The organism is Emticicia fontis (assembly GCF_054779675.1).
On sequence record NZ_BAAGXU010000066.1, the window covers coordinates 277,730 to 302,153 of the forward strand.

The following is a 24,424-nucleotide window of genomic DNA, read 5'->3' on the forward strand; positions in this document are numbered from 1 at the left end:
TATCCCAAATTAACCCCTTTTTACATAGATGAAGAAACTATTTTTAATACTTGCTAATCTGCTGTTTGTTAGCAGTTTAGTATATGCCCAGAAAGACCAGAAAGCTACGGTAATTCTTGACGAAATGAGTAAGAAGTATCAGAACATGAAATCATTTAATGCTTCTTTTACTTACGGCACCGAAGGTAATAATGCAAAAATGACCGAGAGTTATAAAGGTGATGTCACTGTAAAAGGCGCTAAATTCCGTTTGAAAATGGCTGGTCAGGAAGTATTTGCGAATGGCAAGGATATGTATACTTACGTAAAAGAGACCAATGAAGTAAACATTACAGAGTTTGACCCTACTACACAGGAAGAGTTATCTCCAACCAAGATTTATACTATCTACAAAAAAGGCTATAAATACGTATTTCTGGAAGAAGTAAAAGAAGGTAGCCAGTTTTATGAAGTAGTTGAGCTTTCGCCTGAAGATAAATCAAGCAAGATTGCAAAGGTACAAATCAAAGTCAATAAGAATGATAAATCTGTGAAATCGTGGAAAGTGTGGGATAAAAGTGGCAAACGTACCGTTTTCCGTGTTGACAAGTTTATGCCAAACGCCCCTGCCGACGATAAAATATTCACATTCGATAAAAAACTTTATCCAGGTGTAGAGGTAGTTGATTTACGATAAATGTCTTATCAAGGTGTATTAAAATCTCTGAAACTTAAAGTTTCAGAGATTTTTGTTTTATTGCTTATGTTATAAAGCTCCCTTTTACACTCTTTCAAAAATCGTAGCAATGCCCATGCCTCCGCCAATACAAAGACTTACCAGACCAGTTGCTTTATCTGAACGCTCCATTTCATCAATCAGGGCTGTAGAAAGAATCGCTCCGGTAGCACCTAGCGGATGGCCTAAGGCAATTGCCCCACCATTTATATTTACTTTGGTATGATCTGCACCCAATTGATCCATAAATAACATTGGTATGGCCGCAAAGGCTTCATTTACTTCAAAAACATCTATATCGCTTAGGCTCATTCCTGCTTTCTTTAATACCTTTTGTGTAGCAGGTATTGGGCCAGTCAACATAATTGTAGGGTCTGAGCCAACGATGGCAAAAGATCTGATTTTAGCACGAGGTTTTAAACCTAATTTCTCTCCTATTTCTTTATTACCTATCAGCAATGCCCCTGCTCCATCGCTGATTTGTGAGGAATTTCCGGCATGGTGAACGTGATTGATACTAGTTAGATGATTGTATTTCATCAAAGCTAAAGCATCAAGCCCCATACTACCAAGCATTTCAAAAGCAGGTTTGAGTTTGCTTAGAGATTCTACTGTTGTATCTGGTCTGATGCCCTCGTCTCTATCCAAAACTGTAATTCCTATTTCATCCTTTACAGAAACCATTGATTTATAATAGCCACTTTTTTGCGCTTCTACTGCTCTGCGCACAGATTCAGCGGCATAGGTATCTACATCAGTTCTTGAATAACCAAATTTAGTAGCAATCAGATCGGCAGAAATACCTTGTGGTACCAATTTATGCGCTGCTATCAATTGAGGGTTCATCATCAAAGCACCACCGTCAGAACCCATCGGTACACGCGACATAGACTCTACCCCTCCTGCTACCAGTAAATCTACCTGACCAGACATCACATAAGCAGCCGCCATATTGATAGCCTCTAAACCAGATGAACAGAAACGATTAACTTGGACTCCTGCAACCGTCTGTGCATAACCCGAATCTAATACGGCCGCACGAGCAATATCACCTCCTTGCTCGCCAATAGGCGAGACACATCCTACAATTACATCGTCGACATAACTGGTATCTAAATCATTGCGTTCTTTTAAAGATTTCAGAACAGTGGAGAGTAACTGTATAGGCTGTACATCATATAAAGCCCCATCTGCCTTGCCACGGCCTCTGGGAGTCCGGATGGCATCATATATATATGCTTCCATTAGTTGAATAGTATGTTTTAGTTGAAATTGGTATGCTTGCATACCTCCTTTGACAAAACTAAGAATTTCTTTAGTTTGATGCAAGTTCAGAAAATATTACCTTTGTTATAGTCCTATTATCTTCTTTTATCCTCACATGGTTTCCTTATTTCGTAATGCCTTTGGTGGGCTCTCCCGGCAAGTGTGGTTATTGGCAATTGTGATGTTCGTCAACCGGAGCGGTACGATGGTCATTGCCTTTCTGACGGTTTATCTTACTCAAAAACTGAATTTCAGCGTACGGGAAGCCGGAATAGTGATGACGATGTTTGGTGTCGGTTCTATTTTTGGCACCTGGGTAGGTGGAAAGTTAACTGATAAAATAGGATACTATCCGGTACAATTCTGGAGTCTTCTTCTGGGAGGAATCATGTTTATCGTAATGGTGCATACGCAACACTTCTATCTCTTGTGTATTTATGCCTTTGGCCTCAGTGCCTTTGGAGAAGCTTATCGCCCTGCCAACTCTGCTTCCATTGCCGATTTCAGTACGCCAGAAACTTTTACACGTTCCGTTTCATTGATACGCTTAGCTATTAATTTAGGTTGGTCTATTGGTCCGGCTATTGGTGGTTTTCTGGCAGCAAGAGATTATAAATTACTTTTTTGGGCAGATGGGTTGACAAATATTGGCGCAGGAATATTTGTATGGGCATTTTTGAGAAGTACTAAAAAGAAAAAAGAGGTAGGAATCAGCAAAGTAATAATTGACAAGAAAGATTCGGCTTTAAGAGACCGTACTTATATGATATTTATTGTATTAGCTTCTTTTTATGCCATAGCTTTCTCACAATTATTCACTATAGGGCCGCTTTTCTATAAAGAAGCCTGCAATCTGTCGGAAGTTCAGATTGGGTATTTATTAGGGCTGAACGGCCTGGTGGTAGCCTTATTTGAAATGATTTTTATCTATAAAATTGAGGGCAGATTCAAGCGGCTATCGCTTATTAGCTTTGGTGCATTTCTGGTGATACCTAATTATATCATTTTTCTGCTTACACATAATTATGCCTGGTTGATTGTTGGGATTATATTCGCTACATTCTCCGAAATGTTTGCCATGCCTTTTATGAATGCGTTTAGTATTGAGCGGGCAAAGCCACATAATAGAGGGCAGTACTCGGCGTTATACGCCATGAGCTGGTCGATTGCTCAGATTTCGGCACCATTAATAGGTACACAAACCATTGCTTTGTTCGGATTTGATGCGCTATGGTATATTCTAGGTTCGTTGGGTTTAGTAGCTACTCTGGGATTTGGAGCTTTACGAAGAAAAATTGCGTAAAGCCCCTCCTCTTGTGGATTAGTATAGTATAGGGTTTAGCTTTCCGTCTGCAATGCTACCAACCGGCTTGCTATCAAGCCATGTCTGCCAATCTGCTACACGATATTCGTTGGTAGGTTCAATCACTTTAATATCTTTGTCCATGTAAATCATGGTCATTACTTTACGGGGTTTTCCTGACAAATTAGCGCCTGCTCTGTGGTAAGTCCAGCCTGCGTGATAGCTTACTTCGCCTAAGGCAAAAGGTGTATCATTCATACTGAATTGTTTCAATGTTTCTGTCAGTAAAGCTTCTGACTCGTCCGATATTTCCTTATCACGCCCAATTTCTACGTTCTGGCTTTTTTCGGCAAAGGCCAGAGGGCCCATTTCCATTGGTGTATCCTGCAAAGGAATCCAAACGGTAATCGTATTAGAGTTTGACAAAGGCCAGTAAAACTGGTCGGCATGCCAGGGGGTAATACCTCCCGAAGGTTCTTTGTAAAGAGCCTGGTCATGATAGAGTCTCACACCTGAGACTCCCATCAATTCCGTTGCAATTCGCGCCAGACGTTTAGAAAAAACAAATTCTTTCACCTCCTCATTTTCCCGCCACATATTCATGATCTGTAGAAAAGCCTTTTCGTAAGTTGTGCGCTCTTCCATCGGTTTTGTAAGTTTATTTAGTTTAAAAACCCAATCTGTTATAATTTCGCCGTAATAAGCTAATAATTCAGCAGAAAGAACATTTTTGAGTTTTACATAACCATTCTCACGATAAAATGCGATGGCTTCGTCTGACAATTGAAAAGGTTCGTTGAGTTGGTGCAAAAGCGACGCTTTCTCTGAATGAGCAGTCATTGCTTAATCATGTTAAGGTTGAATAGAGTACCACAAAGTACGATAGAATTTTTCTAAGAAAAATCTTTATTATTCTCATTTTTATATAGTATTTTAACATAAATTTGTTTATTTAAAGAATCTCAATGTTAATTAATGTGCTTCTTTAAAATAAATGCGTGTTTATATTTTCCTAAATTAAATCTTGTATGAAAGCCCTGTTCGAAAAAGTATCGGCCGATGAAGGTTCTTCTTTTCTAACCCGCTATGTAGCTTTGCCTCAATTTGATGCGCCTTTGCATTATCATCCAGAATTTGAACTGACCCTGATAGTACAAGGACAAGGCAAACGATTTGTAGGAGACCATGTAGCTAATTTTGAACCAGGAGATTTAGTTTTATTAGGTTCAAATCTCCCGCACTTCTGGCGAAGTGATTTAAATTCTAAAAATAATACAGAACTGCATGAAGCTGTGGTGGTTCAGTTTTCTACGCTTTTTGTGGACAATATATTGATTAATTTACCTGAATGTAGTTCTATTATAGGGCTTCTAAATACAGCAAAACTTGGTATCAGGTTTTCAAAAGAATTAGCGCCCTTTATCTGGAAAATCTTTGAGACTGAGGGTGTAGCACGATTATTGGCTTTAATTAGCGCTTTGGAGGCTTTAGCTAAAAGTGAAAATCATGAGCTTTTAGCCAGTGAAGGTTTTAGTATCAGACCTGATGAGACCGAAAATGAGCGTATGAGAAAGATATTAGAGTTTACGCTGGAGAATTTTAAAGAAGATATTTCGCTCGAAACCATCGCAGAAATTGCGAATCTGACCGTCCCTTCGTTTTGCAGATACTTTAAATCGCGTACCAGAAAGACCTATGTGTATTTCCTGAACGAAATACGATTGAGCAATGCCCGCAAAATGCTTATGGATAATCAACTGGACATAAGCCAGATAAGTCTTGAGTGTGGGTTTCAGAATCTATCCCATTTCCACAGGATTTTTAAGACTCAGACAGGCGTAACACCTTTGGTTTATAGGAGAAGATTTGGGTAAATTATTTCTTGAAAACCCCTTTCGGATCCTCTTTCTTTTCTAACAATGCTTGCAGGATTTCAGGATTAGCGTTTTGTGGGTCTAGTTCATAGCCTTTATGGAAATTATCCCACGCTTCATCAATCTGATTATTGGTTAGTCTGGCCAACGATAATTGCATATACGCATTGGCGTTTTCAGGAGATTTTCTGAGAGCACTCGCTAATAAATCGAATGTCTTATCTAAATGCTCGGTCTTTTTATCAACCATAAACCATTTCAGGTATACCGTCGATAAATCAACCATCAGAGTTGCATTGTCTTCATCGTCTAATTGTAATCCATGTTCCATCAGATTGACCGCATCTTCATACTTCTCATTCTGATAGTTAATTACTCCTAACCCCCAATAAACATCTATATTTTCATCATCGAGCAGATATGCCAGATTGAAACGGTATGTAGCTGTATCTTTTTGTCCTTCGCTTAAATACTCCCAGGCCCTGATAGAGAAGAATTCACTTGCCTCTTTGCGGTTTTTGAAGTTCACATCGCACACTTTCAGAAATTCGGCATCAATAGCTTTCTGGCTGTCGGTTTTGTCATATCCACCAAACAGAGGCATCAGATGGATATTTATTCCGGCAGGAGCGAAATGTTTTTTCGTGTTCTTTTTTTCAGTTTCCGGAATAAAAGAATTAGGCTTAGAAATGGTGTGCGTGGTGTTTGACGAAAAAACACTCACATTTGTACTCTGCGATCGAAAAACAGGTTGTTGCGCCAGTAACTCGACTGAAACAAGTACAGATACACACGAATACAAAATCAATCTCATCACTTATCTTGACATGAACATCGATTAAATAACGTCAGGTTTCGTAATATTATTAGCATTTTTAAAAATTTTAATAAATCTTCAAAAACCTGTTGATTTAACGAATAGGTGGAAAGTTTATAATTGGCTCATGTAAAGGGAAAGCAATCTATATCATAAGGTGAAGTATTAAACTACTACTTCACCATATAAATCAAATTCGGTGGCATCAGTGATTCTGATATTGGCAAAATCTCCTCTGCGAACATATTGAGAAGCGGGTACTAGTACTTCATTGTCTACCTCTGGTGAGTCAAACTCTGTACGGCCAATGAAATGTCCTCCCTCCTTTCTGTCAAACAATACCTTAAAGGTTTTACCTATCTTTTCCTGATTCAACTCCTGCGAAATGCCCTGTTGCAATTCCATAATCAAATCATTGCGTTCCTGTTTTACCTCGGCAGGTATATCATCCGGCATTGAATAGGCATGAGTATTTTCTTCATGCGAATACTGAAAAACACCTAAACGCTCAAATCTGGTTTGCTCTACGAAGCGATACATTTCTTCGAAATGCTCTTCTGTTTCGCCCGGGTGTCCGGTAATTAAAGTTGTACGTAAAGCAAGTTCGGGAATTGTATCACGAATAGTTTTGATCAAATCTTCTGTTTTTTCTCTGGTAATACCTCTACGCATGATTTTCAACATTTCAGTTGAGCCATGTTGCAAAGGCATATCGAGATATTTACAGATATTCGAACGGTTCTTGATAACATCCAAAACCTCTAAAGGGAAGCCTGATGGATAGGCATATTGTAAACGAATCCACTCCAATCCTTCCACATCTGATAATTGGTCGAGTAAATTAGCCAATTCTCTTTTCTTATACAAATCCAGACCATAATAAGTTAAGTCTTGTGCAATCAGAATCAACTCTTTAGTGCCTTTTCTTACCAGATTTTTTGCTTCCAGCACTAGTTCTTCAATAGATTTCGAAGCGTGTTTGCCACGCATCAACGGAATCGCACAGAAACTACAAGGACGGTCGCAACCTTCTGAAATCTTCATATAAGCATAGTGTGCCGGAGTAGTCAATAAACGCTCCCCTACCAGCTCTTGCTTATAATCAGCTTTTAAAGTCTTTAATAAACGTGGTAATTCGTTTGTACCAAACCAGGCATCAACGGTTGGAATCTCTAATTCTAATTCGTCTTTGTAACGGTGGGATAAACATCCCGTTACGTATACTTTATCTACTACACCTGCATCTTTAGCATCAGCATAGCGAAGAATAGTATCTATCGACTCCTGCTTGGCATTATCAATGAATCCACAGGTATTGATAATGACGATATTGGCATCATCTTTTTTTGATTCGTGTGTTACATTTAATCCGTTCCCCTTCAATTGTGTATAAATCAACTCTGAATCGACCAGGTTTTTCGAACAACCAAGTGTAACTATATTAACTTTATTTTTGAGAGAACCTTTTGTTTTCAACTTTGTAATAATTGGAATTTGATAAACATAGAATAGACTAACGGCTATTCAGCCTACAAAGTTCGGAAAAGAATAGGATAATAAAAAACTTCGGAGAATTAAGTGGCTTAATTACAAGTATTTATCAGTTTAGCCACATTATTACAATAGTTTTATACCTGCCTCATGATAGCTTATTAATTCTGGTGCATCCTCATCTAATTCAGTTATCAGATAATCTATTTGATTTGGTTTACAGATATTGCCTCTACAAACAGTATTCAGTTTTTCGGAGATTGAGAGTACTACCAGTTTTTTTGAAGCCCGGCGCATAGCTTTTTTTACTTGCACAACTTCCAGATCAGAATCTGTCAAGCCAGATTTAGCATCTATGCCATTAGTACCAATCAAACATAAATCGAAAGACATTTCGCCAAGTCTCAGAATAGAATCACCACCCACAGATATTTTGGCATCTTTTGATAGTTTTCCACCAATAAAAATCACTTCTATATTCGGGTGTTTCAATAGTTCTTCTGCGGTCATTAAACTTACCGTACAAAAGGTGGCATTCAGGTCTTTGGGCAATAGTTTAATTACCTCTCGCAAAGTAGTTCCTCCACTGGTTAAAACAAGCATACCATCTTGTATAAGGCTTACGGCTTTTTTAGCAATAGCAAGTTTTTGCTCTCGGGCATAAATTACATCTTCACTACTATTACCAGAATAAGAAACCGATAAAGCGCCGCCATGCACCTTTACTAATTTGCTGTTTTCTGCCAGTTCATTCAAGTCACGCCTGATAGTATCTTCTGAAACATTGAGTTGACTACAAAGGTCTGACGACAGTACTTTATTATGTAAGTTCAGTTCTTTAATAATGAAATCCTGACGTTCTTTTTTCAATAATAGAGGCGTTGCGACTTTGTGCATCATTACTTTGCGGTTTTATGCAATTTTATATAAGCTAAGTTATATGAATCAGTTCAAATACAAAAAAAAAATAATAAAAATTTAAAACAATAATTTTATAATCAACATTTTAGTCGTAAATATGCAAATCAATCTGCTAAAAAGAAATGCGGTTTTATGCGTTTTTCAACAGCTATTTACTTAATCATATTAAACTCTTATTCTTATGATGAAAAATTACCAGGTAAAATTAAGGACTTTTACTTACATAGCTGTGATGCTGCTCTGCTCGCTGAGCGTATGGGCGCAACGAACAACCTATGTGATTAAGGGCAAGGTTTCAGATGCCTCTGGCGGTGTACCGGGAGCAACTGTTAAAATTGACGGAACGGCCTTTGGTACAATGACAGATATGGAAGGCTCATACACATTGAATGCCAATCTTAGTTCTGGAAAATACAAAATCTCGGCAAGTTCAGTAGGATATGCTACTAAGACACAGGAAGTAAGTTTAGACAATCAGACGTCTATTACTTTAGATGTAACCCTGACAGATGATGTAATGAATCTTGATGAGGTGGTAGTAACAGGTTCAACTATCCGTACATCTCGTCGTGAATTAGGAAATGCCATCAGCGCAGTGAATGCAGACCAATTGAAAGAAACGGGTTCATCAAACCTGGTAAGTGCACTACAAGGTAAAGTTCCAGGTGCACAGATTACCCAGAACTCAGGAGACCCTGCTGGTGGAATTACGGTTCGTTTACGTGGGGTAAAATCTATTCAGGGTAGTTCAGACCCACTTTATGTAATTGATGGAGTAATTGTAAGTAACTCTTCTGCTAACGTTTCACAGACAGCTTTGGGCAATCAGGTTGGTGCAGCTACCATCGGAACCAACCGTTTAGCCGACATTAACCCTGCTGATATCGAAAGTATTAATGTAATTAATGGTGCAGCAGCAGCAGCACAATATGGTTCTCGTGCAGCAAACGGTGTGGTTTTAATTACAACCAAACGCGGTAAAACAGGTACGCCTCGTATAACATTTACTACCAGCGTAAATGCAAATGAGTTACGTAAAAAGGTATTTATCTCTACCTATGGCAAACAGTTTGGTTTTGCAGGTCTTCGCTTGCATACTATCGGTGTTGTTACGCCGGCCCAGGTTGCGGCTAATCCGGGAACAACGGTTGTAGGTATTCTCCGTGATGGAACTATCAATAATTTAGCTAGTAATCTAGTAGATGTGAAACGCTACGATTATCAGGATCAGATATTCCAGACGGGATTGGGAACAGACAATAATGTGTCTATCAGCGGTGGTAATGATAAAACGCAATACTTCGCTTCATTGTCATACATGAAAAACGAAGGTATTATTAAAGGCACCGATTTCAACCGTTATGGTGTAAGAGCCAGAGTTGACCAACGTCTGGCTAACTGGGCTAAAATGTCGGTAGGTTTAAGTTATACTAATAGTTTCTCTAATGAGAAAGCTAATGGTAACGTATTCTACAGCCCTATCAACTCAATTAATATCACCAATAATATTTATGATATTACAGTACGCGATGCAGCCGGAAACTTACAGGCAGTTGAACCAACACGTGTGAACCCATTGACTACTATTGAAGCTATGAAGTTTACACAAGCTGTCAACCGTACAGTTAACGACTTCCAGTTGAACTTAACACCATTCAAAGGTTTTGCCATTGACTGGATTGTAGGGGTTGACGCTTATTCAGCACTAGGTAAAAACTATATCCCTGCATATCCATATCAGGCAGTAGCAGGTCTTCCAGCTGAACGTTATCCGAATGGGTATGCGGCGAATGCCAATAATAATTCTTTGCTTTTCAATACTGACTTGAACATCTCGTATCAACGTGAATTAAGTAAAGACTTTACAATGAGCCTGATTGCAGGTGGTAACTATCAATCGAGCAAAGTGGAATTTGCCAGAGCCAGCGGTGAAAACCTAGCTCCATTCATTGAAACTGTAAGTGGTGCTGCAAGTACAACTGTAACAGCTGGTTTTGGTTTAGACCAATACAGCCTGAGTGGAGTTTTCGGACAAGCTACTTTCGGATACAAAAACCTGGCATTCATTACAGGTGCTATCCGTCAGGATCGTTCGTCTAAATTCTCCCCAAGTGAGACTAAGCAATTATATCCTAAATTGAGCGGTAGTTTTGTACCATCTGATTTAGATTTCTGGAAAAATGGTAAAATCAATAATATTTTAAGTGGTTTAAAATTACGTGCTTCCTGGGGAGAGGCAGGAAACCTGACAGGTATTGGTTCTTATGACCGTTTCTGGCAATTCTTGCCCGTACCTCTATTAGGCAAAAACACCATTATTCCGAGTTCTACTCTGGCTAACCCAAGTGTACGTCCTGAGCGTATGACAGAAACTGAAGGTGGTGCAGACATTTCATTCTGGAAAAACAAAATCAACCTGGGTGTAACTGTTTATAAACAAAAAATCTCTGACCTTGTTGTGAACCGCGTGTTAGCAGCGACTACTGGTGGTACAAGTATTGTAAACAACGTTGGTACTATGGAGAACAAAGGGCTTGAAATCGCTTTGAATGTAACGCCTGTTAAAACAAAAGATTTCAACTGGGATTTTACGATTATCTATAACCGTAATCGCAATAAGGTTCTCAGCTTAGGAAGTCCGACTTTGGCTATCAGTAACTCGGCAGGTGCTCCAGTTTTCTTGATTCAAGGTCAACCAGCTTCTGTGTTTTACGATTTCCCCTATGCAAGGAATCCTGACGGTAGTTTATTGCTGACGTCACAAGGTCTACCGCAACGTGAAAGAGGTGTTCAGCCTACTAATGCTATTACCTATACCCCATCGCGTGATGCACAGGGACAACCATCTTATGAGGCAGGAACTACTTTTGTAAGAACAATCATCGGTAATCCTAATCCGGACTGGACAGGCTCATTCGTTAACTCACTTAGCTGGAAGAACTTCAATTTCAGATTCTTGTTAGATGCTGTGCAAGGTGTTAGTGTATTTAATGCCGATAAACGCACAAGAAACAACGTAGGAATAGGTGATATAGCAGAAAAAGAAATGACCGGAGAATTGCCACGTGGATATGTATTCTCATTGGCAAATATCAGTGAATATCGTGTGGACAATGGTTCATTCGTGAAACTACGTGAGCTTTCGTTTGGCTACCAGTTACCTAACGTTATCAAAGGCATCAGCAATATCAATCTTACATTGGTAGGTCGTAACCTTATATCGTGGGATAAATACAACGGCTATGATCCTGAAACCAATGCCGGCGGAAACAACGATTTATTGCGTAACGTAGACTTCGGTAACGTACCGATTCCGAAAACTTATCAGGTTCAGCTAACGGCGACATTCTGATAAAGCTTACAACTGGTTCATTTCAAAAACATATTTCATGCTTAAAATTCACCCCGAAGCATGGATGTATTTGACAGGGGATTTAAAAAAATGAAAAAAATATTCATATACACAGTTCTGACGGCTTCTACTCTGTTGGCTACTTCTTGTGATAAAGAGTATCTTAACCCGAGTGCTGCCAGCGAACAACAGGTAATCAACGACGTAAATGGTCTGATTGCCCTAGCCAATGGTTTGCAATATCGTTTAACCATCGGACGTGCCAGTCCGGGTTATGCACTTCCAACAGCAATTGGTTTAACAACTAAAGAGTTGAAAGTATTAAATGCGGGTAATGGAGACGAGGCATTCCTGGAAACGGGAGCGGCCAGTGTTCAAAACCCAAACTCTATTACTTCAAACCTTTGGAACCAAAGCCATCTGGTAAAAGCCAATGCTGAAACTATTTTAAATAATGTCAACATCGTACAAGATGCTGGTACAAAGAGCGGCCTAATTGCTTATGCTTCTATTTTCAAGGCTTTGGCTTTAGGCAATCTGGCTACGGGTTGGGAACAAGCACCATTAGTAGTGGGTACAAATGCCGCTTTTGTTCCGCGTGCAGATGTTCTGAAAGCAGCCATTACCACGCTTGAAAGTGCAGCTACTGCTTTAGCTACACCAGTTTCAGCCAACTTTACCAGCCGCATTGTACCGGGTATCGATTTAGCCAATACGATTCAGGCATTGATAGCCCGTTATAGTATGATGGCAGGTGATTACGATAAAGCCTTGGCAGCAGCAGCAAAAGTAGATTTAACCAAAAAATCGGCTTTCAATTTCGATGATACTTCTCGTAACCCGATGTTTGATGTAGTATTCAGTAACCGTAACGTAACTGAACCTACTAATACAGATTTCGGCCTTCCCGCTATCTTGAAGCCAGATCCGGCTGATAAAAGAATTGCCTTCTTTTTTCAGACTTCAAGCGCCACCAACAACTTAGGTCGGGCAAGTTTTTATACAGCTAATAACTCTGCCCTACCTGTTTATTTACCGGGTGAAATCATGTTGATTAAAGCAGAAGCCAATGCACGTAAAAACAATCTGGATGCTGCAGTAACGGAGTTAAACAATGTTTTAACCAAAACTTCTGATGCCTGGGGAATAGGTGCGGGTTTACCTGCCTATGCCGGAGAAAAAACTTCAGCAGCTATTCTGACAGAGATTTATAAACAACGCAGCATTGAATTATTCCTGCAAGGTTTCCGTCTGGAAGATAGCCGCCGTTTTGGCCGTCCGGGGCCTGGGACAGCAGGAGCAGAACGCAACCGCAACTGGTATCCTTACCCAACAACAGAGAAGGATAATAATACCAATACTCCGAATGATCCTGTAATCTGATATTTTACAAAAAGAGCCTATTCATAGGCTCTTTTTGTATCGCTAAATGAGTCGTAAACACTTCATCTTCAAACAAAAAGGGCCTCTTTCGAGACCCTTTTTACTTTTCTTAATATTGCGCTATTAAGCTAGCAAGCCCTTGCTTAATAAATATTCTGCAATTTGTACAGCATTGGTAGCAGCACCTTTGCGAAGGTTATCTGCTACAATCCACAAATTCAAAGTTTTTGCCTGAGATTCATCACGACGGATACGACCTACAAAAACTTCATCTTTACCATGTGCATTGATTGGCATAGGGTATACAAAGTTCTTCGGGTCGTCTTGTACAATTACGCCTTCAGTTTCGCTTAACAACTTTGTAACTTCTGCTAAATCAAAATCATTTTCAAACTCTATATTTACCGCCTCTGAGTGTCCACCAATAGTAGGGATGCGAACAGTAGTAGCTGTAACAGCAATACTATCATCACCCATAATTTTCTTGGTTTCATTGGTCATTTTCATTTCCTCTTTGGTATAACCATTGTCAAGGAAAACATCAATATGAGGCAATACATTCAAATCTATTTTGTGTGGGTATACTTTCTTAGTTGCATCGTCGTCACCACCTCTTTCTGCAAAAAGTTGGTCAACAGCTGCTTTACCTGTACCTGTAACCGATTGATATGTTGAAACAACTACACGTTTAATCTTGTATTTATCGTGTAATGGTTTCATCACAACTACCATCTGGATAGTTGAGCAATTCGGGTTAGCAATAATTTTGTCTTCTGCTGTTAAGGTATCAGCATTTACTTCCGGCACAACCAATTTTTTGGTAGGGTCCATTCTCCAGGCTGATGAATTATCAATAACCGGGATGCCTGCTTCTGCAAATTTCGGAGCCAACGCCAACGAAGTACTTCCACCAGCCGAAAATATTGCCACCGCAGGCTTCATCTTGATTGCGTCTTCGTAGCCTACTACCGTAAACTGCTTACCCTTAAATTCAACCTGTTTACCAATAGATTTTTCAGAAGCAACAGGAATAATTTCGGTAACGGGGAAATTGCGTTCCGCCAAGACTTTCAAGATTTCAGTGCCTACCAGTCCGGTAGCACCTACAACTGCGATTTTCATGATTCATACCCCACGATTTACATGGGAAATTTTAGTTAGACATATATTTACAAGAAAGCCCCAATTTTCAAAGGGGCTTGGAAGTGCAAAAATAATAGAAATTTTCGTTTGTTTTTCTTGGAATAATCCAAAATATTTTAAAAGCTCCAGATTCCGTCAGGTGTAACGCAATAATTAAGCTTTACATCTTCCTGATTTATGTCTTCAATGACATCTACGGGCTCAAAAAAAGAAACACCAATCTTCACTACATCTGGTCTGCATTGGGCTAAAAAACGGTCATAATACCCTTTTCCATACCCTACCCTATATCCTCGCTTATCGAAGGCTAATAAAGGAAGTATCACTAAGTCTACTTCTTTAGGATTTACCGTAAGTGGCGAGCCATTGAGAGGTTCAGGTACACCGAATTTATTCTCCAATAAAATGGTATTGTCTTTTAGCGGATAGTGGGTCATGCTCCCATCATCGTGGCTTTTAGGAATCACAATATCAGCCTTGAAGTCTTTTCTTAAAGTATCAATTACCAGATGCGTATCTACCTCGTTCTTTCGTCTGATAGGCAAAAAAGTATGAATCACAGCATAATTATGCATAGGAAAACTCTTGAAAATCCAGTCATGGATTTTCTTCGAATACCCTCGGATATCCGAATTTGGCAGGTCATTCCTTTTTTGAAGATATTCTTTCCTTAATGCTGCTTTCATCATAAATTAAGCTTCCTGTAAAGATTGATTTGCTTTTTCCTGGGCTTTATTCTCTTTCCATTCTTTCCATTGAGGTCCCCACATTTTGGCCATGCCTTTATCTACAAAAGTATGACGTACGAGATTCCATCCCCCTCTTACAGTAGTAAACACAGAATCATTGGCTCTTAAAGCCAAGCTGAAACCACCGTCTACATACTTGATATAGTGCCACCATAATGACGGAATAAATGCGGTTTCACCATGCCCGAAAGTTGCTTCATAACCTACCGATTTTTCAAAAGCAGGGAATTTCTTGAAGTCAGGTTTTAACGGATGCACGTGGCTTTGTACCGTAAATGGGTGATGGTATAAGTTAACGCTTTCTTCCTGAGGGAAAAGAACAATTTTCTTACGGGTCTGGAACTGTGTCAGGAACACGTGTGAGCAATCCATATCGTAATGAAGATTTACCTCAGCATCCTGTCCACCAAAAAACATAAACTTATAGCTTTTCAAGAAGCCATCCATAATAGTGGGAAAACGAATATCGTTCGCCAACTCTGGGACTTTCTTAAAAATATCAAACAAGAAAATACGTAAGTCGGTAGGCCCTTTTTCTATCAAACTCAGGTATTCACCAAAAGGCATGGTTTTAGCAGCCTTATAGTAATTTTTTGCATCATGCACATTATTGTCAAACAGCGGAACTTCAATTTTTCCGTGGTTTTCACGAAGCCAGTCAAACGTCCATTTGTTCAAGGCCGGCCAGTCTTTTACTAAATCGGTAAAAATAACTGGCTTTTTAGGCTTTAAATAATTTTCTATGAACTCTTCTCGACTTAAGTTGCTGCGTCTTTCAATGGGTATCAGTTTCATACAAACAAATAGTGATTTTAATTTTTATCGAATAATATCAAATCAATAAAAATAATAATAATGGTGAAGTTTTATATCTGAGTGCTATTAGTAAAAACCAATGGCACAAAAAAATGGTTTCATAAAAACGCCTGCCAATTAAAAAAATTTATTGCCTGATTTATCCTGCATTTGTTAAGAATAAATTTTATATTAGTATGCTTGCATAATATTTCCTTTACTGTATCTTTGTCCAATAATTATGCTTGCATACTATTATTTAGCTATAAGATGATTGTTCAAAAAATCATTTAAATATACTAAATCTTTCTCAATCTTAATGGAATATAACAATAACCTTAACCGAAACCTTGCAAAGGTTCAGAAAATGCCAGCTTTTCTGCAAAATTGGTTACGTGATTATTCCATTGGTAAATTCGTTAAATTCGTGGGTACGGCTGGTATTCATTTCGAAAAAATGACTTGCCACGAAGTCGTAATTACACTTCCCAATAAAACCAAAGTACAAAATCACATCGGGCAAATTCATGCCGCCGCTACTACCCTGTTAGCTGAAACCGCTACGGGTATGGTTGTGGGCATGAATATTCCCGATAATAAATTACCATTGATGAAAAACCTGTCAGTGAAATTCATCAAACGCAGCCAGGGGCAACAAAAAGCAATTGCCACATTAACTGAGCAGCAAATTAGCCAAATTCGGGAATTGGATAAAGGCGATGTGAGTGTAGCCGTAAAAATTATGGATGAAACGGAAGAAGAGATTATTGTGGCGGAGATGAATTGGGCCTGGGTTTTAAAGAAGTAGTATCAGTATAAGATTGTAGACTGTTCCAACAAAAAGAGAGTCTACGAGCAGATTTTATTATTTATCAAGAATAGGATTATTGGTAAAAGTGAAATAATCAGAATTGAGAATCATTTTAAAGACAACAGAAAAATGATAACAATAGATAACTATTTAGAGAACCACTATATACATAAAAGCAACTGGCTAAGAGCTGCCGTGTTAGGAGCAAATGATGGTATTATTTCAATATCGAGCCTTGCAATAGGTGTGGCTGCTGCCAGTACTACAAGAGAACCTATCATTCTTGCGACAGTTGCAGGTTTAGTTGCAGGGGCCTTGTCAATGGCCGCAGGTGAATATGTCTCAGTTAGCTCGCAGACAGATATAGAAAAAGCCGATATAGAGCGAGAGGCGCAGGAGCTTAAAGAAATGCCTGAAGTAGAATTACAAATTCTGGCTCAGATTTATGAGAGAAGGGGGTTAAAGAAAGAAACTGCACTGCAAGTTGCCAAAGAGTTGACAGAAACTGACGCACTAGGCACTCATATCAGAGACGAATTAGGTATCAATGAAATTAGTCAGGCAAATCCACTTCAGGCTGCATTAGCATCCGGTTCATCATTTACTGTGGGAGGAGTGCTACCGCTTTTAGTCACCTTTTTAACTCCTGTAAAGGGAATGGAGTATTGGCTGTATGGATTTACCCTCTTATTTCTTATTATTTTGGGAACAATATCTGCCAGAACCGGTGGTTCGAGTATAAAGAAAGCTATTATAAGAATAACGGTGTGGGGTACTCTTGCCATGGGACTTTCAGCTTTAGTTGGGTATCTTTTTGGTGTAAATGTTTAACCCTTATGGTACTAACCAAGCATATTTTTATCGTTGATAAATCATATTACTGTTTATAATTTACTGTTATCATATTCAATTCAAACATGAATCGTAGTATAAAAAAAGTAACTGTTTTAGGTGCGGGTATTATGGGTAGTCGTATTGCCTTGCACTTTGCTAATATTGGAGTAGAAGTACTGCTACTCGACATGGTGCCACGAGAACCGAATGACGCTGAGAAAGCCAAAGGTTTGGATACCACGCATCCGGCAGTACGTAACAGAATCGTCAATGAATTATTTCAGACGGCCGTTAAAGCCAGTCCATCACCTGTTTTTAGTCAGCAGTCGGTTACTCGTGTAAAATTGGGCAACTTTGATGATGATATGCCTAAAATCAAAGATTGCGACTGGATCATAGAGGTTGTGGTTGAGCGTCTGGACATTAAAAAGTCGATTTACGAGAAAGTGGAGCAATTCCGTAAACCGGGCACATTGATTACTTCTAATACTTCTGGTATTCCTATTCATCTGATGGCAGAGGGACGCTCAGAAGATTTCCAGAAACATTTCTGCGGAACCCACTTCTTTAACCCTCCACGCTACTTGCGTTTGTTGGAGATTATCCCAACGCCCCAAACAGACCCAGCCATTGTTGACTTCCTGATGCATTATGGCGATTTGTATCTGGGTAAAACTACTGTTTTGTGTAAAGATACACCTGCTTTTATTGCTAACCGCCTGGGCATTTATGCGATGGTACAAACCATCAGAGTAGCCGAAGAAATGGGCTTAACAGTAGAGGAAGTAGATAAACTGACAGGCCCGGTAGTAGGCCGCCCGAAATCAGGCACATTTCGTTTGTCTGATGTGGTAGGTCTGGATACAACTGTGAATGTTTGTAATAACCTGATAAAGGTTTTAGAGAATGATGAGTCAAAAGATGCTTTCCAGTTACCGCCTGTAATGGCTAAATTGATGGAAAACAAATGGCTCGGAGATAAAACCGGACAAGGTTTTTATAAGAAAACCAAAGACGAAAAAGGTCAGACTGTTATTTTGGCTTTAGACCTGAAAACTTTTGAGTATAAGCCATCAGTAAAAGTAAAATTTGCGACTCTTGAAGGTACAAAGAGCATTGACGATTTGAAAAAACGTTTCTCAGTACTTTTAGCAGGAAAAGACAATGCAGGTGAATTTTACAGAAAAACCTTTGCCGATTTCTTCCGCTATGCTACGAATCGTATCCCAGAAATCTCTGACGAACTATACAGAATAGACTCAGCTATCTGCGCAGGCTTTGGTTGGGAATTGGGTCTTTTTGAAACATGGGATGCCATTGGTGTAAAACCAATGCTTAAAATCATGGAAGATCTGAACATGAAGCCTGCAGCATGGGTATATGAAATGCTGGAGGCAGGCAATGAGAGTTTCTACAAAGTAGAGGGTGGCAAGAAGAAATATTATGATATTCCGAGCAAATCTTATAAGGTAATTCCAGGCACAGAATCATTTATTATTCTGGACAATCTTCGTCAAACGAATGTTATCTGGAAAAACGCAGGCTCGACCATCTTCGATTTAGGCGATGGTATTGCCGGGGTAGAATTCCATTCAAAAATGAATACTTTCGGTGCAGAAGTGGTGGAAGGATTAAATAAAGCTTATGCCATTGCAGAAAAAGATTTTAGAGGACTGGTAGTAGGAAATGATTCAAACGAGGCATTCTCGGCAGGTGCAAACTTAGCTATGTTGTTTATGTTTGCCATTGAGCAGGAATACGACGAAATCAATATGATGATTGCGCAGTTCCAACAAACAATGATGCGTGCCCGATACTCATCAGTTCCTGTTGTGACGGCTGTTCATAGCCTGGCTTTGGGTGGTGGCTGCGAGTTGAATTTACATGCTGACAGAGTTCTGGCTCATGCAGAAACCTATATGGGTCTGGTTGAATTAGGCGTTGGTTTGATTCCAGCAGGTGGTGGCACTAAAGAAATGGCTGTTCGCTGCTCAGATATGTATCAGACAGGTGACCCAGAATTGAATATTCTGCAAGGTGCCTTTATGAATATTGCTCAGGCAAAAGTGTCAACTTCGGCACAAGAGGCTTTCGATATGAATTATCTGAAACCGGATAAGGATAGAATCGTGCTAAACCGTAGTCGTTTAATTGCTGAGGCAAAAGAAGAAGCAATCAAACTGGCAGAAGATGGTTATACACAACCGAAACAACGTACTGATATTAAAGTACAAGGCAAAACCGGAATCGCCCTTTTCAAGGCTGGAATTACGGGTATGTTAATGGGTAGATATATTACCGAACATGATGCCAAAATCGCTGATAAATTAGCTTATGTGATTTGTGGTGGTGATTTAAGTTATCCGCAGAATGTTTCAGAGCAATATCTTTTAGACCTTGAAAGAGAAGCCTTCCTTTCATTGACAGGTGAAAAGAAAACAATGGAACGTATGCAAGGCTTATTGAGTGGCGGGAAACCTCCAAGAAATTAATATTGTTATATTAGTATAAATCATTCAACCTTGGTTTTACACAAACCGAGAGCTTAGACAAAAGATAAAAACATGAACGCATATATAGTCGCTGGCTACCGTAGTGCAGTCGGCAAAGCACCCAGAGGCGTATTCCGCTTCACCCGCCCTGACGATTTAGCAGCGGAGGTTATTAAACACCTGATGGCAAGTGTACCCAATTTAGACCCTGCTCGTGTAGAAGATGTGATTGTAGGTAATGCCGTACCTGAAGCAGAACAAGGTATGCAGATGGCGCGTTATATTTCACTATTGGCATTAGGTAAAAGTGTGCCTGGTGTGACGGTAAACCGTTATTGTGGTTCAGGCGTAGAAACCATTGCGATGGCAGCCGCTAAAATCCATGCCGGAATGGCCGATTGTATTGTAGCAGGTGGTACAGAATCTATGTCGTTGGTACCAACTATGGGTTGGAAAACAGCCTTGAACTATAATCTGGCTTCTACTCACCCTGATTATTATATTGGCATGGGCTTAACTGCTGAGCAGGTAGCACAACAATTTGGTATCAGCCGCGGAGACCAGGATTTGTTTTCTTATAACTCTCATAAAAAAGCTTTGGCTGCACAAGCCGAAGGGAAATTTGATGGCGAGATTGTACCGATAAAAGTACAGGAGACTTTCTTCGACGAGGCTTCTGGCAAGAAGAAAACCAAAGAATACACGGTTACTAAAGACGAAGGTCCACGTGCTGATACAAGCGTTGAAGCATTAGCTAAATTGAAACCTGTATTTACACTGGGTGGAAGCGTAACCGCCGGAAACTCTTCACAGACTTCTGATGGAGCAGCCTTTGTCATTGTGATGTCAGAAAGAATGGTGAATGAATTGGGTTTGAAACCGATAGCTCGTATGATGGCTTATGCTTCGGCAGGAGTTGAGCCTCGTATCATGGGTATTGGCCCTGTGGCGGCTATTCCTGTGGCATTGAAGCAGGCAGGTTTGAAACAGGACGATATTGATGTGATTGAGTTGAATGAAGCATTTGCTGCACAAGCATTAGCCGTTATTCAGGAATTAGGGTTAGATGCCAGCAAAATCAATCCAAATGGCGGAGCTATTGCTTTAGGTCATGCTTTGGGTTCTACTGGTGGCAGATTATCTGTTCAGGTATTGAACGAGCTTCGCCGTCAGAATAAGAAATACGGAATGGTAACTGCTTGTGTAGGTGGTGGACAAGGTGTAGCAGGTATCTATGAATTCCTGAACTAAGGGACCTTACTCAGATATAGCATAAATAATTTACCGAGGGGAGATTAAAATTATCGGAAGATGGTTTTAATCTCCCCTCTTTTATTGGTTGATTTAAGACAAAACAATACATTTGTTAAATCAATAAGTGTTTATTTGACACGAAATATTCAATCTACCTAAATTATTAAACAATGAAACTACTACTCACTCCTAAAGCATTACTAATGCTTGTATTAGTACTTTGCTTTTCTTCCTCTTCTTTTGCCCAAAGAAAACAATTCAGAGTACTTTTATTCAGCAAGACTGACGGCTTCCACCACGAATCTATCAACGAAGGAGTAACGGCTATCAAGACTATGGCTGAAAGACAATTCTTTTCGGTTAGCTGGCAGGAGAACGCTTCGGTTTTCAATGACAAAGATCTGGCTAATTACGAAGCCGTAATTTTTCTAAACACAACCGGAAATATCCTGACCCCAGAGCAACAAACAGCCTTTGAAAAATTTATTCAATCAGGTAAAGGTTTTGTGGGTATCCATAGTGCCAGTGATACCGAATATGATTGGGAATGGTATACCAAAATGGTGGGTATGATGTTCAAGATTCACCCGACTATCCAGACTGCCTATCTCAAAGTAGAAGACAAAAATTTTCCGGGTATGGAACGTTTCCCTGCTAAACTTTTATGGACTGATGAATGGTATGAGTTCAGTGCTGCGAAATCAAAAGACCTACATTTCTTAATTTCTATTGATGAGAAAACGTATAATCCGGTTGTAAAATGGGGAGATAATGAAGGGAAAGGCATGGGCTTCCACCCTATTTCATGGTATCATAACTACGACGGCGGTAGAGCATTTTATACTGCCATGGGACACGTACCACAAAATTTCAGCGATCCGCTCTTCCTTGACCATTTGTTTGGTGCTATTTATTGGGCTGCTACCGGGAAAGGGTTGTAAAGTTTTGTGGCGCGAACCGGGCGACGGTCGCGTCTCGTTCGCAATGGGCATTGAAAAACGGAAGACTAATTTATTAGGAGGTATTAGCAGAAAATTATTTCCATTATAAATAGCTTGCCTGTATTCACTGCGAACGAGACGTTCGCGCCACAATTTTTTTTATTACTTTTGGTTTTCAATATTCTATTCAACCATGCGATTAAAAAATAAAATTGCCCTTATTACAGGTGCGGGACGTGGGATTGGCGAAGCTATTGCTTTAGGGTTTGCCCGGGAGGGTGCCGATGTCATTATTAACGAAGTAGCAGGAGCCGATTATGCAGAAGAAGTAGTGGCTAAAATCAGAGCCATGGGAAGGCAATCGGAAGTAATATATGCTGATATTTCAAAGGTCTCAGAAATTAGGGATATGTTTGCAAAGATTACTGAGAAATACCATAAACTTGATGTATTAGTCAATAATGCAGGTATTACAGGCTGGAGCGATTTCTTTGAAACTGACGAAGCCGTTTTCGACACTGTTATGGGTGTTAATCTGAAAGGCACCTTGTTCTGCTCTATCGAAGCGGCTAAAATCATGCGCGCCAATGGTGGAGGAAGTATTATTAACATATCAACCATCTGTGCGGCTTTGAGTGTCAAGAACCTAATCACCTATTCTACCAGTAAAGGAGGTATTCATGCCATGGCTGAGCAAATGGCAGTGGAACTAGCTCCTTATAATATCCGTGTCAATACTTTTGGTCCGGGGCCTATTAATGTAGAACGGAATCTGAGAGAAGACCCGAATTATCGCACCAACTGGGGCGGTGTAGTACCAATGGGACGCACCGGTGAACCAGAAGAAATGGTTGGCCCGGCAGTTTTTCTGGCTTCTGATGATTCGAGCTATGTTTCAGGGCAATTATTCTTTGTAGATGGTGCGTGGAGTGTACAAGGAAAAATTCCGATAAATAGTATGGATAGCCAATTGGCAAATAGCAATAAATAGTGAACTACGTCAGATATATTTTCGTTGGATTCATATATACCAAGAAGATATTCTGTGATGAGTTCAAAAGAAAAGCTACTACTCTTTATACTAGCCTGCATAAACTTTACACATATTGTTGATTTTATGATTATGATGCCTTTGGGGCCTCAACTCATGCAAATTTTTAATATCTCACCCCGATATTTCGGAGTCATTGTCTCTGCTTATGGTTTGAGTGCCGGAATTTCGGGGTTTTTAGCTGCTTTTTTTGTTGATAACTACGACCGCAAAAAAGTGGTTCTCTTTGCCTATATAGGTTTTGTAATAGGCACATTTGCCTGCGCCTTTGCCCCTACTCATCATTTTCTGATTGCCGCCCGCGTAATAGCAGGTACATTCGGAGGCCTGATAGGTGCGCAAGTCATGTCAATCGTTGCTGATACTTTTGACTATCAACGTCGGGCTACGGCTATGGGCTTTATTACTACGGCTTTTTCTGTTGCCTCAGTGGTAGGTATTCCGGCAGGCTTATTTCTGGCTAATCATTTAGGCTGGCATATGCCTTTTCTGGTAGTAGGAAGTTTAGGGCTTATTGTGATTTTTCTGATTATCAGATATGTGCCTCCTATTGATAAACATCTGAAGAACCGTGAAGAAAAGCCCAATCCATTCACGGTAATCACTAATATTCTGAAAAATCCAAATATGTTAAGAGCCCTATGGTTATCAACAACCATTATGCTTGGACATTTCAGTATCATTCCTTATATCTCCCCTACGCTGGTTGCCAACGTAGGTTTTAGCCAGAGCAATATTTTTCTTATTTATCTGGTAGGTGGATTATTAACTATTTTTACTTCGCCTATGATAGGCAAACTGGCTGATAAAAAAGGCAAATATCCAGTATTCGTGACATTTGCGCTTTTATCACTCATTCCGATATATTTGATTACCAATATGTTTACGGGAATGGTATGGGTTATTTTGTGTGTATCAGGTATATTCTTTGTATTCTCAAGCGGACGAATGATTCCGACCCAAGCCATTATTTCTAATGTGGCTCCCCCCCAGCAAAGAGGAAGTTTTATGGCTATCAATTCATCGTTACAATTATTTGCACAAGCTATTGCAGCCAATATCGGTGGTTTTATTATTCATAAAACTGCATCAGGTTATATTGAGCATTATGAATGGGTAGGTTATTTTTCTATTACGATGATAAGTATGAGCATTTTTATTGCCCGAATGGTGAAACCAATTCCACAATCAATTGTTACTAATGAAAATCCCGTAAAAGTTTCATAGATAAA

The 24,424-nt window shown here is 39.6% G+C and carries 20 protein-coding genes; 12 read left to right on the forward strand and 8 right to left on the reverse strand.

Going from position 1 to position 24,424, the window contains the following annotated elements; all coding sequences use genetic code 11:
• Nucleotides 1-28: 28 nt before the first annotated feature.
• Complete coding sequence (locus tag ACYVFA_RS26590; protein WP_460474901.1) at nucleotides 29-676, forward strand: LolA family protein; 648 nt, start codon at nucleotides 29-31, stop codon at nucleotides 674-676.
• Between the two features lie 84 nt (nucleotides 677-760).
• Here ACYVFA_RS26590 and ACYVFA_RS26595 read toward each other — a convergent pair whose 3' ends face one another.
• A complete protein-coding gene (locus ACYVFA_RS26595) occupies nucleotides 761-1,960 on the reverse strand; it encodes an acetyl-CoA acetyltransferase (protein ID WP_460474902.1) in 1,200 nt (399 codons plus the stop codon).
• Between the two features lie 136 nt (nucleotides 1,961-2,096).
• Here ACYVFA_RS26595 and ACYVFA_RS26600 point away from each other — a divergent pair, with 136 nt between their 5' ends.
• Complete coding sequence (locus tag ACYVFA_RS26600; RefSeq protein ID WP_460474903.1) at nucleotides 2,097-3,284, forward strand: MDR family MFS transporter; 1,188 nt, start codon at nucleotides 2,097-2,099, stop codon at nucleotides 3,282-3,284.
• A gap of 18 nt (nucleotides 3,285-3,302) precedes the next feature.
• Here the strand turns inward: ACYVFA_RS26600 and ACYVFA_RS26605 are convergent, their stop codons facing one another.
• Nucleotides 3,303-4,124 carry a phytanoyl-CoA dioxygenase family protein gene (locus ACYVFA_RS26605; RefSeq protein WP_460474904.1) on the reverse strand — a complete coding sequence of 274 codons (822 nt, stop codon included), beginning with the start codon at nucleotides 4,122-4,124 and terminating at the stop codon, nucleotides 3,303-3,305.
• 188 nt (nucleotides 4,125-4,312) lie between these two features.
• Between ACYVFA_RS26605 and ACYVFA_RS26610 the strand changes: the two genes are divergently transcribed.
• The gene (locus tag ACYVFA_RS26610; protein ID WP_460474905.1) at nucleotides 4,313-5,158 is read left to right on the forward strand and encodes an AraC family transcriptional regulator; all 846 of its coding nucleotides are present in this window, start codon (nucleotides 4,313-4,315) and stop codon (nucleotides 5,156-5,158) included.
• 1 nt (nucleotide 5,159) lies between these two features.
• Here the strand turns inward: ACYVFA_RS26610 and ACYVFA_RS26615 are convergent, their stop codons facing one another.
• The 3 genes from ACYVFA_RS26615 to ACYVFA_RS26625 form a co-directional block, all read right to left on the reverse strand.
• Nucleotides 5,160-5,972, reverse strand: a complete 813-nt coding sequence (locus ACYVFA_RS26615; protein ID WP_460474906.1) for a tetratricopeptide repeat protein — start codon at nucleotides 5,970-5,972, stop codon at nucleotides 5,160-5,162.
• A gap of 168 nt (nucleotides 5,973-6,140) precedes the next feature.
• Nucleotides 6,141-7,451, reverse strand: coding sequence for a MiaB/RimO family radical SAM methylthiotransferase (rimO, locus tag ACYVFA_RS26620; protein WP_460474907.1), 1,311 nt, complete (start codon nucleotides 7,449-7,451; stop codon nucleotides 6,141-6,143).
• Nucleotides 7,452-7,592: 141 nt separating this feature from the next.
• Nucleotides 7,593-8,366 (reverse strand): DeoR/GlpR family DNA-binding transcription regulator, encoded by a 774-nt coding sequence (locus ACYVFA_RS26625; RefSeq protein WP_460474908.1) that lies wholly within the window; start codon nucleotides 8,364-8,366, stop codon nucleotides 7,593-7,595.
• 202 nt (nucleotides 8,367-8,568) lie between these two features.
• Here ACYVFA_RS26625 and ACYVFA_RS26630 point away from each other — a divergent pair, with 202 nt between their 5' ends.
• Both ACYVFA_RS26630 and ACYVFA_RS26635 read left to right on the forward strand, forming a co-directional pair.
• Nucleotides 8,569-11,739, forward strand: a complete 3,171-nt coding sequence (locus tag ACYVFA_RS26630) for a SusC/RagA family TonB-linked outer membrane protein (RefSeq protein ID WP_460474909.1) — start codon at nucleotides 8,569-8,571, stop codon at nucleotides 11,737-11,739.
• Between the two features lie 90 nt (nucleotides 11,740-11,829).
• Nucleotides 11,830-13,122 carry a RagB/SusD family nutrient uptake outer membrane protein gene (locus ACYVFA_RS26635; RefSeq protein WP_460474910.1) on the forward strand — a complete coding sequence of 431 codons (1,293 nt, stop codon included), beginning with the start codon at nucleotides 11,830-11,832 and terminating at the stop codon, nucleotides 13,120-13,122.
• Between the two features lie 123 nt (nucleotides 13,123-13,245).
• Here the strand turns inward: ACYVFA_RS26635 and ACYVFA_RS26640 are convergent, their stop codons facing one another.
• From ACYVFA_RS26640 to ACYVFA_RS26650, 3 genes are all read right to left on the reverse strand, one after another.
• Nucleotides 13,246-14,244 (reverse strand): aspartate-semialdehyde dehydrogenase, encoded by a 999-nt coding sequence (locus tag ACYVFA_RS26640; RefSeq protein ID WP_460474911.1) that lies wholly within the window; start codon nucleotides 14,242-14,244, stop codon nucleotides 13,246-13,248.
• Between the two features lie 137 nt (nucleotides 14,245-14,381).
• Nucleotides 14,382-14,954: a 5-formyltetrahydrofolate cyclo-ligase gene (locus tag ACYVFA_RS26645; protein ID WP_460474912.1), complete on the reverse strand. Its 573-nt coding sequence runs from the start codon at nucleotides 14,952-14,954 to the stop codon at nucleotides 14,382-14,384.
• Nucleotides 14,955-14,957: 3 nt separating this feature from the next.
• A complete protein-coding gene (locus ACYVFA_RS26650) occupies nucleotides 14,958-15,809 on the reverse strand; it encodes a cupin-like domain-containing protein (protein ID WP_460474913.1) in 852 nt (283 codons plus the stop codon).
• Nucleotides 15,810-16,128: 319 nt separating this feature from the next.
• On the opposite strand from ACYVFA_RS26650, the gene ACYVFA_RS26655 reads away from it, so the two are divergent.
• The 7 genes from ACYVFA_RS26655 to ACYVFA_RS26685 all read left to right on the forward strand — a co-directional run bounded on the left by ACYVFA_RS26655 (nucleotide 16,129) and on the right by ACYVFA_RS26685 (nucleotide 24,419).
• Nucleotides 16,129-16,617, forward strand: a complete 489-nt coding sequence (locus tag ACYVFA_RS26655; protein ID WP_460474914.1) for a hotdog family protein — start codon at nucleotides 16,129-16,131, stop codon at nucleotides 16,615-16,617.
• A gap of 132 nt (nucleotides 16,618-16,749) precedes the next feature.
• The gene (locus ACYVFA_RS26660) at nucleotides 16,750-17,451 is read left to right on the forward strand and encodes a VIT1/CCC1 transporter family protein (RefSeq protein ID WP_460474915.1); all 702 of its coding nucleotides are present in this window, start codon (nucleotides 16,750-16,752) and stop codon (nucleotides 17,449-17,451) included.
• 86 nt (nucleotides 17,452-17,537) lie between these two features.
• Nucleotides 17,538-19,946, forward strand: coding sequence for a 3-hydroxyacyl-CoA dehydrogenase/enoyl-CoA hydratase family protein (locus ACYVFA_RS26665; protein ID WP_460474916.1), 2,409 nt, complete (start codon nucleotides 17,538-17,540; stop codon nucleotides 19,944-19,946).
• 72 nt (nucleotides 19,947-20,018) lie between these two features.
• Nucleotides 20,019-21,197: an acetyl-CoA C-acetyltransferase gene (locus ACYVFA_RS26670; protein WP_460474917.1), complete on the forward strand. Its 1,179-nt coding sequence runs from the start codon at nucleotides 20,019-20,021 to the stop codon at nucleotides 21,195-21,197.
• Between the two features lie 173 nt (nucleotides 21,198-21,370).
• Entirely contained in the window at nucleotides 21,371-22,141 is a 771-nt protein-coding gene (locus tag ACYVFA_RS26675) for a ThuA domain-containing protein (protein ID WP_460474918.1), read from the forward strand.
• Between the two features lie 193 nt (nucleotides 22,142-22,334).
• Nucleotides 22,335-23,132 (forward strand): SDR family NAD(P)-dependent oxidoreductase, encoded by a 798-nt coding sequence (locus tag ACYVFA_RS26680; RefSeq protein WP_460474919.1) that lies wholly within the window; start codon nucleotides 22,335-22,337, stop codon nucleotides 23,130-23,132.
• A gap of 57 nt (nucleotides 23,133-23,189) precedes the next feature.
• Nucleotides 23,190-24,419, forward strand: coding sequence for an MFS transporter (locus ACYVFA_RS26685; protein ID WP_460474920.1), 1,230 nt, complete (start codon nucleotides 23,190-23,192; stop codon nucleotides 24,417-24,419).
• Nucleotides 24,420-24,424 lie beyond the last annotated feature (5 nt).